A 13,939-nucleotide genomic window follows, 5' to 3' on the forward strand; every position below is an offset into this window, starting at 1 on the left:
AGAATCTAATTATTTACGCTATAAATCAATTATTTTAAGTTAGAATCTAAAGTTTTACAAATTTAAAACAGGATATTAATTTTTAAATAATTAAAATGAAAAGTAAAAAAGCAAAAACTTATGTAGTTGGCATTGGAGCCTCTGCAGGAGGTTTAGATGCTATACAAACTTTGTTTGACCATATTCCTAACGATACAGGAATGGCATTTATTATTATTCAACATCTTTCTCCTGATTTTAAAAGTTTAATGCCAGAGCTTCTTAGTAAGCATACAAAAATGCAAATTTTTACTGCAGAAGATAAGCAAACAATAAAGCCTAATTGTATTTACTTAAACCAAAGAAGTAAAAATTTACATGTAAAAGGATCAGAATTATATTTACTTGATAAAGGACCTAAACATAATCTTAATTTACCAATAGATATCTTTTTTCACACGTTAGGCGAAGAGTATAAAGAGAAATCTATAGGAGTTATTTTATCTGGAACAGGATCCGATGGTTCTAGAGGAATAAAAACCATAAAAGAAAGAGGAGGAACTATAATTGTTCAAGATCCACTATCTGCACAATTTGACGGTATGCCAAATTCTGCAATATCAACCAATACGGCAGATTACATATTAGAGCCAAGTAAAATAGCAGAAATTTTGCATAAAAATCCTGTAAGTAGACCTTTACTTTTAAACGACTTTGATAAAAACCCATCCAATGAAAGCTTGATTAACGATATACTAACAATAGTTTACAAACACTCTGGTATCGACTTTAGGGAGTATAAAAAAAATACACTTTTAAGACGTATAGAAAAACGTATGAATGTTACCAACATACAGCATTTATACGATTACTCAGCCTTTTTGTCTAGTAATGCTGAAGAACAACAAGCATTACAAGAAGATTTTTTAATTGGTGTAACGCGATTTTTTCGTGATACCGAAGCTTTTAAAAATTTAAAAGAAAAGGTTATTCCGCAAATATGCCAAAATAAAAAAAGTTCCGAGGTTATACGTGTTTGGGTGGCAGGTTGTTCTACCGGAGAAGAGGTATATTCACTAGCAATATTAATAGATAATTATATAAAAACACATCAATTAAACCTTGATTTTAAAATATTTGCAACAGATATAGATCCAAGTGCATTAGCTACAGCAGGAGCAGGAGCTTATCATATTAATATAATTAATGAAATTGAAAAGCTTTATTTAGATCAGTATTTTGTTAAAATAGGAGACCAAATTCAAATAATAAAACGTATTAGAGAGAAGATTGTTTTCTCTTATCACAACTTAATAAAAGATCCGCCATTTATAAAAATGGATCTAATTTCATGCAGAAATTTACTTATTTATTTTGATAATAAAATTCAAAAAAAGGTAATGTATAATTTTCATTTTGCATTAAACCAATACTCATACTTGTTTTTAGGTAATAGTGAGTCTTTAGGAGATATTTCAAAAAAATTTAAAACAGTAGATGTTAAGTGGAAGATATTTCAAAATATATCGGCTTCTAAAAAAACGCTTATTACTAATTCGAGTTTAGAGAGGGTGAGAACATTTAATTATAATTTTCCAAAAGAAACAAGAAATTTACCTCAATATAAAATTAAAGAAACACCAGAATTATTATTTCATAAATATTTAAATTTAAAATTTAGTCCAGCCTCTATTTTTATAGACAAAGATTTTAATATTCTATTTATTAATGGAGATGCAGGTAAAAGACTCTCTCATAACTCTGGAATTTTTCAAACTAACTTGTTAAAAATGGTTAGTGCAGATATTGCTGTTGTAATTAGAAGCGGTATTAGAAGGCTTGAAGCAAATAAGCAAGATGTAGTAATTAAAGGAATATTAAATAAAACAGAAGGACAAAACTTTTTGTTCGACTTAAATTTTCATAAACCAAAAGATTTCGAAAATTTAAGCGATTGTTACTTAATTGAATTTAGTAATGATAAAGTTATACAATACGATACGCCATTAGTTGTAGATAATATAGATGTAGATGAAGCTTCAAATCAAAGATTAGAAGATTTAGAAAACGACTTAAAAATTGCTAAAACAGAATTACAAGATGTAATTGAAGAGTTAGAAACAAGTAACGAGGAGTTGCAATCTTCTAATGAAGAATTAATGGCTTCTAATGAAGAATTACAAAGTACAAACGAAGAATTACAATCTGTAAACGAAGAGCTTTATACTGTAAACACAGAAATGCAGGAAAAAAATAAAGAGCTTACCAACCTTAATAATGATATAACAAACCTATTAGACAATACAGATATTGCTACATTATTTTTAGATACAGATTTAAGAATTAGAAAATTTACACCTGCACTTAAAGAAGTTTTTAATTTAAATGAAATAGATCTTGGTAGGCCGCTATCAATATTTACATCTAATTTTGATGAGGATGTAAGAAAGATGATACTTAAAGATTCTAAAACAGTTTTAGAAAAATTAGTAGTAGTAGAAAAACAAGTAAAAGATAAAGACAATAATTTTTATTTAAAACGAATAAGTCCATTTATAACAGCAGATAAAGTTATAAATGGAGTAGTAATTACTTTAAATAATATTAATAAACTCAAGGAAATAGAAAATGAACTTGAAATAACCGATTTAAAATATAAAAAGTTATTTGAAAGTTTAAACGAAGCCTTTATTCATGCTAGAATTATTGTAGATAAATCTAATAATCCAATCGATTGGGAATTTATAGATGTAAACCCAACTTATGAAAAGTTATTTAATTTAAAAGCAGAGGATATTATTGGTAAAAAAGTATCAGAAATTTCACCTGGCTTATTAGAGAAACCTAATAAATTGCTTCAAAAATTTGGAGAAACGGCTTTAACAGGAAAAGATTTTACAATAGAAAGCCATATAGAATCTTTAAAACAACACTTTTTAATAAACAGTTTTTCTCCTAAAAAGGGAGAATTTGCAGGTATAATTACAGATTTTACAGAACTTAAAAATAACGAAAGGGCGCTAAAACGAAACCAAGCAGAGCTTAATAGAATTCAAGCTTTAACACTAGTTGGTGGTTGGTATTTAAATTTAAAAACCGACAAAGTATATTGGACTGAGCAACTTTATTTAATGTATGGGTTAGACCCAAAATCATCACCTCCGGATTATTCTAAGCAAAAGAAATTGTTTACAAAAGAAAGCTGGCTAAAGTTAAATAAAGCTGTAGAAAGAACAAGAACATTGGGAATTCCTTATGTAATAGAATTAAACCTTATAAAAACTAACGGAGAAAAAGGTTGGTTGCGTGCACAAGGAGAGGCAGTAAAAAATGCAGATGGAGAAATTATAGGTTTAAGAGGTGCAGCACAGGATATTACTAAGCAAAAACTAATTGAAGAAGAAATAATTAGAGCTAAAAAAGATGCAGAGTCTGCAAACCTCCATAAAAACTATTTCTTAGCAAATATGAGTCATGAAATTAGAACACCAATGAATGGTGTTTTAGGATTTTCAGAACTATTAAAAAATGATAGTTTAACTAAAGCCGATAGATTAAAGTATCTTGATATAATAGACAGTAACTCAAAACAATTATTAAATTTAATAGACGATATAATAGACGTTGCAAAAATAGAAGCCAATGAGTTAAAAATAACTTCAAAAGTGTGTAATGTACCTAAGCTTATAAAAAACTTAGATATTACTTACAAGCAATTAAAAACAATAAAGCTTAAAAAAGATATTGTGTTTAAAACACATATTCCTAAAAAATACAATAATCTTGAAATTATAACCGATAGTCAAAGGTTAGAACAAGTGCTTTCAAACTTATTAAACAATGCTTTAAAGTTTTCAGAAAAAGGAGAAATATCATTTGGTTTTACTGTAGAAAATAATTTTTTAAAATTCTTTGTAAAAGATCAAGGAATGGGAATTAAAAAAAGTAAACAAATTGAAATTTTCGAGCGTTTTAAACAACTTAATTACGAGAGTAATGCAAAATATGGAGGAACTGGTTTAGGATTGTCTATTTGTAAAGGTATTGTAACGCTTTTAGGCGGAGAAATATTTGTAAAATCTGAAGAAGGTAAAGGTACATTATTCGAGTTTACAATTCCTTTAAAGGAATTAAACCATAATACTGCAAACGAAAAAATAGTAACAACTATAAATAAAGCATTTTTAAAAAACAAAATAATATTAATTGCAGAAGACGATTCTTTAATTCGTTTATTATTTAAAATAGTCCTTGGAGATAGTGGAGCAACCATTCTTTTTGCTAAAACAGGAAAGGAAGCCATTAAAACGTACAAAAAAACTAAAGATATAGATGTTGTTTTATTAGATATTAGAATGCCAGAAATGAGTGGAATTGAAGTTTTAGAGAGAATATTAAAAATTAATCCTGAGGCTAAAATTATTATGCAAACAGCTTATACCATGCCAGACGAAAAAGAAAGATGTTATAAAATGGGATGCGTAGATTTCTTGTCTAAACCAATTATTAAAGACGAGTTATTTGCTACTTTAAATAAATGGTTAGGTTAAAAAGTCGCACAAATTGAAAGTTAATTCTCACAAATCGAAAAAATTACGGTTTTTACCGTAAAGCAAAACTAAGAAATACTCATTTTTTCGATGAAATGCACAAAATGTAAAAAAATAGTTTTGTAAGCATTGTTTCTTTGTTCTAATTTTGATTCAGAATTTGACAGCAATCTACTATTTATCCCTTTATTTTATAGATTAGTTCAAATAAAAAAAAGTATACTTTAATGATTATAATTCTTAAAATCATTAAAAGTTTCCCATAGCAAATAATTTTTAGGTATTATTTGTTATAATTGATTAATAGCGTAAAAAACCAACTCATCTGAGTTGGTTTTTTTAATTAAAAAAACCAGAACAAAAGTCCTGGTTTAATATCTACTTAAATAATTTAATTATAACAATTTAAATTATAATATTCTATTGTTTTTCTGCTTTAGAGAAGTGTTCAACGGTGTTCATGTTTTTTACACTGTAAGTGTCCGAAACACCAGTAACTGTGTTTTTTAAACTTTCGTGTGTTACTTTAGCTTCGTCATATTCTACCATAGCTAATTCACGTTCAAAATCTACAGTTGCAGATTTAACACCTTCCATTTTTGCCATTTTTTTCTCTATAGTTTTTGCACATCCCATAGCACAAGTCATTCCTTCAATTTTAAATTCGGCTTTTGCATATGTTGCATTAGGATCTAATTCTACATTTTTAACCTCTGTTGCTGTTTCTACAGTTTTAATTTCTGGTTGCGTTTCATTTTTGCAATTAAAGGCCGTAATAGTTAAAATAACTATTACTAGTATGTTTTTTAAATTTTTCATGAGTATCAATTTTTATTATTTAATAATAGATTACAAAATTAAGAATTATATCTATTTATTGCGTTAAAATTTTCATTTTTGCACTATCTAACAAATGCATTATTTACATGAAATTATCCAAATGGGCTTACCTAATTATATTGTCTATTATTTGGGGAACTAGTTTTATACTTATAAAAAAAGGGTTGGTAGGTTTAACGCCGTATCAATTGGGAGCTTTAAGAACCGTTATTACCGGTTTCTTTTTGTTTTTAGCAGGTTTTAAAACTATAAAAACTATAGAAAAAAAAGAGTGGAAATGGATTGCTATTTCTGGCTTTTTAGGTTCGTTTATACCAGCTTTCTTTTTTGCAATTGCAGAAACCGAAATAGATAGCGCTGTAGTCTCTGTTTTAAATTCTTTAGTACCTTTAAATACAGTTTTAATGGGATTAGCTGTTTTTAAAATAACTTCTACTAAAAGACAAATTTTAGGTGTTATTATTGGCTTTATTGGTACAGCATTATTAATTTTAAAAGGTGCAGAGCTTAATCCTGATCAAAATTACTTATTTGCTGGTTTTATAATTGCATCAACATTAATGTATGCTGCAAACGTGAATATAATTAAGCGTTATTTACAAAATGTAAAACCGCTTGCAATTGCCGTTGGGAACTATGTAACTATTTTTATTCCTGCAGTTTTAGTTTTACTTTTTACTAATTTCTTTACTGTAGAAAACTTTAATAATCCAGATTTAGGATTGTCGGTTTTATATATTGCTATTTTATCTTTATTTGGTACAGCAATGGCTAAGGTTTTGTTTTTTAAATTGGTTCAAATATCTACACCGGTTTTTGCTTCTTCAGTAACTTATATTATGCCAATTGTAGCATTAATGTGGGGATTGCTAGACGGCGAAACTTTTAGTGTTTTACAAATTTTAGCATCCTTAATTATTTTACTTGGCGTGTATTTAGCTAATAAAAAACAAAAAACCTGAAGCCTTTCGACTTCAGGTTTTAATAAATTCTATAGTTTTACTAATTAATTAAAATCAGCATCTGTTAACGGTGAGTTAACTTTTATAGATGTTGTTTTAAGTTCTACTTTTTGTCCGGCCATAGGTAAAGATGTAGTATGTGGAAACTTAATACCATCTACTACTTTGTAATCACCAAAAGTAGACTCTTGAGAAACTTCTTGTCCAGTAGGAGTTTTAGCAGTTGAAACAGACTTAATTTTAAGACCTGTAGTAACATCGTAATAGTTTTTAGATGTTTCTCCTTTACTATCTTCAATAGCAATAACGTATGCATCATTACCATCTACTGCTTCAATACCAGAAACTGATATTTTTTTAGAGCTATCGTTTAATAAGTTTAACTCGTCAATTAAACCTGTCTTATCTTTCATTTTAGAAACCATTTCTTCTGGCATAGGTTGTTTATTTCCCATTTGAGCCATGTAGCCAGTTTCTCCATTAAAAGCTTGTTTAAATACAGATCCCATTCCTACAATACTTACATCGTTAGCAAATAAGTTTGGATTTTTTTGTTTAATAGTCATAACCATATTTTGTCCTTGAAAAGAAGCACTCATTTCTTGAACTAGAGTAGTTATGTTTTGCACAGCTGTTTTACCTCCAATTGCTTTTAAGTAATCTTCTAGTACAGTTTGTGCTGTAACTCCAGCAGGAACAGGCTTAGAAAACACTGGTTTTTCTATAGCATTTGCATAAGTATCGTAGTATTTAATTGGGAATTTTGTTTTTTCTAAATTAGAAATAACTTCGCTTCCTTTTCCTACTACTACAACTCTTGCATTTTTACTTGAAAAATACTTGTTTGCTGCAGCTTGTATATCTTCAACTGTTACAGCATTTACCTTTTTAAGGTATGTTTTATAGAAGTCTTTAGGTAAATCGTTTAATTTAATGTTTAAAGCATATCTAGCAATAGTTTGAGGTTGCTCTAAAGCCATTACAAAACTACCAACGTATTTTGCTTTTGCATTTTTAAGTGCCTCTGCAGAAATTGGTTCGCTTTTAATTCTATCTATTTCTTTAAGTATTTCTACAATAGAACTATCTGTAACCATGTTTCTTACTTCTGCACTAGCACTAAATCTAGCAGCGCCATATTTATTTGTTCCAATGTTAGAATAAGAACCATATGTGTAAGCTTTGTCTTCACGAAGGTTTAAAAATAAATAACCTTCTCCACCACCACCTAAAATGTAGTTGGCTAATTTAGCAGCAAAATAATCTGGATGATTCATTTTTAAATCTACATTATTTGTAACAACAATGTTAGATTGTACTGCATTTGGCATATCGACAAAGTTAATTTCTGTTTGCCCAACATTTTTATATGGAGCAGGTACAGATGAGGTTACATCTAAACCTTTTTCCCATTTTTTAAAGTATTTTTTTACTTGCTTTTCTACAGTTTTAAAATCTACATCACCTACAACTACTAAATAAGCGTTATTAGGGTTGAAGTTTTTTTGGTAGTAAGCACGAACATTATCTAAAGTGATGTTGTTTAAGCTTTCTTCTGTAACAAACTCACCATAAGGATGACCTTTTCCAAAAGATAAAGCGCCACCTACACGACTTGCAATTGCACTTACACTTTTTGAACTAGATTTAATACCTTCAATTGCTTTTTCTTTTTCTTTTTGAAATTCTTCTTCTGTAAATAATGGGTTAATAGTAGCATCTGCCATTAATTCTAAAATTCTTTCAGAGTATTTTGTTAAAGAAGCTCCGTAGGCGTTACTAGATCCAAAGCTTAATCTTGCTCCAAGAAAATCTATTTCTTCATTAAACTCATCTTTAGAAATAGATGTTGTTCCATTTCCCATCATTGCACCTAATATACCTGAAACTCCAGCAATTTCACCTTCTACACGTGGTTGATTGTCTATGGTTAAAGTGTAAGATACTCTAGGTAATTTGTGGTTTTCAACAACTAAGACTTTAAGTCCGTTTTTTAATTCAAACTCTCCAGGAACTTCTAAAGTTATTGCTGGAGCAGCTGCTGGTTTTGGCTGCACAGACCTATCAATTTGAGCGGTAACCGAAATTGATAATAAAAATAGTGCTATAAATGCTGTTATTTTTGTTTTCATTTGTATTTATTTTTTAAAAGTTGTCAAATAGTTCTTTATAGTTTTAAAAACATTTTAAAGGCTATTTGTGTCTTTTTAAATTTATTAGTTTTCGTCTTTAGCTTCTGGTAAATACTCTAAAACTACTCTTTGGTTTGGATTTAAGTATTTTTTAGCTACTGCTTGAATTTCTTCTCTTGTAATTGATCTGTAAATATCAATTTCGTTATTAATTAAATTAACATCATCGTATAACATGTAATAACGCGCTAAAGAATTTGCTATACCAGAAATACTAGAGTTTGAATTTACAAAATCGTTTTCAAATTTATTTTGAAGTTTTTGGTAGTCTCTTTCAGAAATTAATTCGCTTTGAACTTTTACTAACTCTTCATCAATACCTGCTAATATGCTTTCTAAAGTGTTGTCTCCTAATGGTAATCCAAATAAAATATAAGTACCATAATCTTCTTGACTTTGATTAAATGCTCCAACTTGTAAAGCTTTCTTTTCATCATCAACAAGTTTCTTGTATAATTTTGAAGTCTTTCCAGAACTTAAATATGTAGATAACATATCTAAAACATACGCATCTCTCTCTGTCATGGCTGGAGTTCTATAAGCAGCCATAATTGCAGGTATTTGTATGTTAGAATCGTAAGCTTTAGCTTTAATAGTTTCTGTAATAGGATCTTCTTTTGGAAAGTTTCTTACAATATCTTCACCTCTTGGTATAGGTCCAAAATAATCTTCAATCATTTTTTTTGTTGAAGGCACATCAAAATCACCAGCTACAACTAAAACGGCATTATTTGGCACGTAGAATTTTTTATTAAACTCTTGAAACTCCTCTAATGAAGCAGCATCTAAATGCTCCATTTTACCAATTGTAGTTCCTTTGTAAGGGTGTTTTTTAAAAACATGTAATTTTATGTTCTCAATAAATTTACCGTAAGGCGCATTATCTACACGTAAACGTTTTTCCTCTTTTACTACTTCATTTTGAGTGTCTACACCAATTTGATTAATTATCGGGTGCATTAAACGCTCAGATTCCATCCATAATCCTAATTCTAAATTATTAGATGGGAAAACCTCATAATAATAAGTTCTATCATCTGTAGTATTGGCATTGTTACTACCTCCATTTGCAGCTACAATTTTAAACCAATCACCACGTTCTATGTTTTCTGTTCCTTCAAATAATAAGTGCTCAAAAAAGTGAGCCATACCTGTTCGGTCTGGTTGCTCGTCCTTTGCACCAACGTGGTACATTACAGCGGTTGTAATAACTGGAGCAGTTCTGTCTTGATGTAAAATAACGTGCATACCGTTACTTAAATCGTACTCTTCAAATTTAACTTCTTGCGCATTAGCTGCAAATCCAGCCAAAAGCAGTGCAGCTAATGAGAATAAATTTTTTTTCATTGTGAGATATTTAAGGTTAATTGTGATATAAGTCTATAACATACAAAATATGTTACATAATTAAGTAACAAAAATAAGAATTGATAAAACCAATAATTAATTTTTTAGATAAAAATTAACACGAACTACTCTTTTTTTGATGTTTTTTTTTCGAACTTTAAAATTATAATATTTTTAAAATCAGTTAAATATGAAAAAATTCACACTTCCAATCCGTTTCGGTTTTATTATAAGTGCAACATTAATTGCATTCTTTTTATTTTTAGCGTTATTTAACTTGCATACAAACCCAATGTTTAGTTTAGGTAATGGATTAATTACAGGATTTGGTATTTACGAAGTAATAAAATACCATAAATTAAGAGTTGGCAAAAACTTTAGTTATTCAAGTGGTTTTACCTCCGGTATAGTTGCTGGATTTGTTGCAACTATAATATTTACAGCATTCTTTTTACTTTACGCAACAGAAATTAATCCTGCATTTTTATCTAATTTATTAGAGGTCTTTAGTGGTGATTATAGTGTTGGTATTGGAGTTGTTTGTTTTGTTGTCGCTATTATGGGATTCTCTACAACAGTAGTGCTAACTTTAACATGTATGCAATTATTTAAAGATAGCAGAAATATACCAAACAGAAATAATGAAAAAGACGGAGAGATAACAATGAAGAAAGTTTCGTAGTTGTTTTTCTCTAAAAAATATATTTTAAAGTTAAGTAAATGCTTAAAAATAATACATGTAAGTAATAAAAACGTTTGCAAATTAATTTATTAGAAGTATATTTGCATCCGCTTTCTCAGAAGAAGGCAGATTATTTTAATAACAAATTAATAAAAACGTTACGCTATGTACGCAATTGTAGAGATAGCAGGGCATCAATTTAAAGTTGAAAAAGACCAAAAAGTTTTTGTTAACCGTTTAACAACAGAAGAAGGTAAGAAAGTAGATTTCGATAACGTTCTTTTAATTGGTGATGGTGACAATGTTACTTTAGGCGCCCCAGCTATAGGCGGAGCACAAGTAAGTGCAAAAGTCTTAAGACACCTTCAAGGTGAAAAAGTTATTGTTTTCAAAAAGAAAAGAAGAAAAGGTTACCGTGTAAAAAATGGACACAGACAAGCTTTATCTGAAATCGTAATTGAAAGCATCGTAGCTTCTGGAGCTAAAAAAGCTGAAAAAGCTGCTCCAAAAAAAGAAACTAAAAAAGAAGAAGCAAAAGCTGCTGCACCAAAAAAGACTGCTGTTAAAAAAGCAACAGGAAAAGCAGACGACTTAAAGAAAGTTGAAGGTATTGGACCTAAAATTGCTTCAACATTAGTGGAAGCAGGAATCTCAACTTTTGCTGAGTTAGCAAAAACAGATGCAGCAAAAATTTCTGAAATTATCGCAGATGTTCGTGGAAACCATGTAACAGATACTTGGCCAGCACAAGCTAAATTAGCTGCTGACGGTAAGTGGGATGAATTAAAGAAATGGCAAGACGAATTAGATGGTGGAAAAGCTTAATTGCGACCACTTTATTATTAACAATATAAAACCTTAAGATCATGGCTCACAAAAAAGGAGTTGGTAGTTCGAAGAATGGTAGAGAATCAGAATCAAAACGTTTAGGCGTTAAGATATTTGGTGGTCAAGCTGCTATTGCTGGTAACATTATCATAAGACAAAGAGGGAATACACATCACCCAGGTGAAAACGTATACCAAGGAAAAGATCACACTTTACACGCTAAAGTAGATGGTTTAGTAAAATTTACGAAGAAAAAAGATAACAAATCTTACGTTTCTATAGAGCCTTTTGAAGCTTAGAAATAATTTCTTTTTAGATATTAAAAAACGCCTTTCATTTTTGAAAGGCGTTTTTTTATTTTTTTAAAATATCATCAATAATTTTTAAATGATGATTTGTGTGAAGTTCTAAAAATCTATAAATTCTCTTACTATTTATATCTCCAAAAAAAGGATGTTTAAAAAATGCATTTTTGTGTAATTTAGAAATAGTTTCAACATTAGTCTTGGCAAGTTGCATTTGCGAGATTATATCTTCTTTTAAAATAATTTCAGGCGGTTTTACTTGCTTTGGTGCTTTTGCTTTTCCTCTTGGAAAAAAACCAAGCATAAAAAACACTTTTCCTAAAAAGCTAAAATTTTTCTTATAGAGCTCTGGATTAGATTTATGAAGAGCAATAATAACATTATTTATAACTTTTAAACTGTGATCTATATGCCAACCTATGCTACTTTTTGAAACCTGTGGATTAGAAATAGCATGGTTGTTAATGTTACTGTTTAGCTTATCTAAAGTTTTTTTTACTTTTTTGTAATTCATTTTTATTTTTTACCAATGGTCATTAATTCGTCCCATTGTGTTGTAAATCGAGGGCTTCGCTGTTCTTTAATTAAAGCCCATTGTTTTTCTCGATTGCCAACGGTTGCTAGTTTTACTTTGTTTTTTCCAAATTTACTATTTAAAATATCTATTGTGTCTGTAATTTTTTTACTTGTAATCTTATGGTCTACATTAAATAAATTAAGTTGAACTTGATCTTCGGAAACTAAATGAAGCAAATTAACACCTACTTTTTTGTATCTAAAACCTGTTTTGTAAATTTTCTTTAGTCCGGTTAATGCTTGTTGTGTTAACTTAATAGTACTATTGGTTGGACTGCTTAAAGTAATAGTTATACTTTGTTGATATTGCTTATCGTATTCACTATGGTAATTTGTGGTTAAAAATACTTGAATTTGAGTGGCGACGCTTTTTTGCTGTCTTAATAAATCGGCAACTTCGGCAACATAATAACTACATGCTTCTTCTATTAGTTTATAGTCTGTTAATTTATAACCAAATGATTTGGCTGTACCTATTGCTTTTTTAGGTTTTGGTATGGTAATCATCTCTAAACATGGCAGACCGTTAAGCTCTCTCCAAAGTCGTTCGCCTATAACGGTCATTTGTTTTCTAACCCAAGCAACTTCCATGTTTGCAAAGTCTAATGCTGTTTTACATCCTGTATTTTCAATACGAACGGCGTGTTTTTTCCCAACACCCCAAATATCTTTTACTTTAGAGTTTTGTAAAAGGTGTTTTCGTTTTTCTTCTGTATTAACAACATAAACATTGTCATTTTCTATATGCTTTTTGGCAAATTTATTAGCCATTTTAGCAAGTGATTTTGTTTTTGCTATACCAACACCAACAGGAATTCCAGTGTTTTTATAAACTGTCTCTTTTATATTTATGGCAACGGTTTCTAAATCTTTTTCGTTATAGAGTGATAAATCTATAAAGCTTTCATCTATACTATATTCTTCTACAATGTGCGAGAAATTTTTTAAGGTATCCATAACTCTGCGAGACATATCGCTGTACAGTGTGTAGTTAGAAGAAAAACAAACTACATTATTGGCATCCAATATTTTTTTTATTTTAAATATTGGCTGAAACATTGGAATGTTTGTTAATGCTTTAGCTTGTTTATTTGCAGCAATTATACATCCGTCATTATTACTTAAAACAACAACAGGTTTGTTTTGTAAATCGGGTCTAAAGACTTGTTCACAAGAAGCATAAAAACTATTACAATCTATAAGCGCAATCATTTATAAAACCGATTTTATAATATAGGTAATAACTCCCCAAATTTGAATTTGTTTATCTATATTTTTGTTAATTCTAATAATACTAAAAGCATCTTCTTGTATAGCTACAACGAGTTGGTTGTTTTTAGGTGTTAAAGATTTATCTATTATTAGTACATCGTTTTTGTTAACCTTAAAATCTTTAAAACTATCGTCTACAACTCTTATATAAAAAGTAGATGAACTGTTTTTTACTAGCACATTGTTTAAGTCTATTCTTGGTTCATGGTAATGTGTCGCAGGACTCGAAAAACCTGTTTGTACAGGTCGCTGAACGCGATAATTTTTTTTAGATTTTTCTATTAAATGTGCTTGAGGCTTTTTCATAGCATTAAAGTTAATAGAAAATTTAGAGACTGGATTTATAAATTAACTAATTAACATTTTTTAAAACTCTTTTTGAGTTTATTTAAATAAAAAACACAAA

The 13,939-nt window shown here is 29.2% G+C and carries 11 protein-coding genes; 5 read left to right on the plus strand and 6 right to left on the minus strand.

Annotated features, from left to right (window positions below; all coding sequences use genetic code 11):
* Nucleotides 1-95 precede the first annotated feature (95 nt).
* Entirely contained in the window at nucleotides 96-4,529 is a 4,434-nt protein-coding gene (locus CLV86_RS05345) for a CheR family methyltransferase (protein ID WP_121050527.1), read from the plus strand.
* 420 nt (nucleotides 4,530-4,949) lie between these two features.
* Here the strand turns inward: CLV86_RS05345 and CLV86_RS05350 are convergent, their stop codons facing one another.
* Nucleotides 4,950-5,348: a heavy-metal-associated domain-containing protein gene (locus CLV86_RS05350; protein ID WP_121050530.1), complete on the minus strand. Its 399-nt coding sequence runs from the start codon at nucleotides 5,346-5,348 to the stop codon at nucleotides 4,950-4,952.
* 107 nt (nucleotides 5,349-5,455) lie between these two features.
* On the opposite strand from CLV86_RS05350, the gene CLV86_RS05355 reads away from it, so the two are divergent.
* Complete coding sequence (locus tag CLV86_RS05355) at nucleotides 5,456-6,331, plus strand: DMT family transporter (RefSeq protein ID WP_121050534.1); 876 nt, start codon at nucleotides 5,456-5,458, stop codon at nucleotides 6,329-6,331.
* A gap of 44 nt (nucleotides 6,332-6,375) precedes the next feature.
* On the opposite strand, the gene CLV86_RS05360 is transcribed toward CLV86_RS05355, so the two are convergent.
* Together CLV86_RS05360 and CLV86_RS05365 are read right to left on the minus strand one after the other, a co-directional pair.
* Nucleotides 6,376-8,463, minus strand: coding sequence for a M16 family metallopeptidase (locus tag CLV86_RS05360; RefSeq protein WP_121050537.1), 2,088 nt, complete (start codon nucleotides 8,461-8,463; stop codon nucleotides 6,376-6,378).
* An 84-nt stretch (nucleotides 8,464-8,547) separates the two neighbouring features.
* Nucleotides 8,548-9,870, minus strand: coding sequence for a M16 family metallopeptidase (locus tag CLV86_RS05365; protein ID WP_121050540.1), 1,323 nt, complete (start codon nucleotides 9,868-9,870; stop codon nucleotides 8,548-8,550).
* A 190-nt stretch (nucleotides 9,871-10,060) separates the two neighbouring features.
* Here CLV86_RS05365 and CLV86_RS05370 point away from each other — a divergent pair, with 190 nt between their 5' ends.
* From CLV86_RS05370 to rpmA, 3 genes are all read left to right on the plus strand, one after another.
* Nucleotides 10,061-10,552 (plus strand): DUF4199 domain-containing protein, encoded by a 492-nt coding sequence (locus CLV86_RS05370; RefSeq protein ID WP_121050543.1) that lies wholly within the window; start codon nucleotides 10,061-10,063, stop codon nucleotides 10,550-10,552.
* Between the two features lie 165 nt (nucleotides 10,553-10,717).
* Nucleotides 10,718-11,377, plus strand: coding sequence for a 50S ribosomal protein L21 (gene rplU / locus CLV86_RS05375; protein WP_121050546.1), 660 nt, complete (start codon nucleotides 10,718-10,720; stop codon nucleotides 11,375-11,377).
* Between the two features lie 41 nt (nucleotides 11,378-11,418).
* Nucleotides 11,419-11,679, plus strand: a complete 261-nt coding sequence (gene rpmA / locus CLV86_RS05380) for a 50S ribosomal protein L27 (protein ID WP_013869859.1) — start codon at nucleotides 11,419-11,421, stop codon at nucleotides 11,677-11,679.
* 55 nt (nucleotides 11,680-11,734) lie between these two features.
* On the opposite strand, the gene CLV86_RS05385 is transcribed toward rpmA, so the two are convergent.
* From CLV86_RS05385 to CLV86_RS05395, 3 genes are read right to left on the minus strand one after another with little or no spacing between them, the layout of a single operon-like run.
* On the minus strand, nucleotides 11,735-12,199 hold the full coding sequence (locus CLV86_RS05385) for a DUF1569 domain-containing protein (RefSeq protein WP_121050549.1): 465 nt from the start codon (nucleotides 12,197-12,199) through the stop codon (nucleotides 11,735-11,737).
* A gap of 2 nt (nucleotides 12,200-12,201) precedes the next feature.
* Nucleotides 12,202-13,473 carry a Y-family DNA polymerase gene (locus CLV86_RS05390; RefSeq protein ID WP_121050552.1) on the minus strand — a complete coding sequence of 424 codons (1,272 nt, stop codon included), beginning with the start codon at nucleotides 13,471-13,473 and terminating at the stop codon, nucleotides 12,202-12,204.
* Nucleotides 13,474-13,839, minus strand: coding sequence for a S24 family peptidase (locus CLV86_RS05395; protein WP_076731788.1), 366 nt, complete (start codon nucleotides 13,837-13,839; stop codon nucleotides 13,474-13,476). It lies immediately after the preceding gene.
* Nucleotides 13,840-13,939: the final 100 nt, after the last annotated feature.

The sequence above is a fragment of the Lacinutrix venerupis genome, from assembly GCF_003663945.1.
In the GTDB taxonomy this organism is placed as follows: domain Bacteria; phylum Bacteroidota; class Bacteroidia; order Flavobacteriales; family Flavobacteriaceae; genus Lacinutrix; species Lacinutrix venerupis.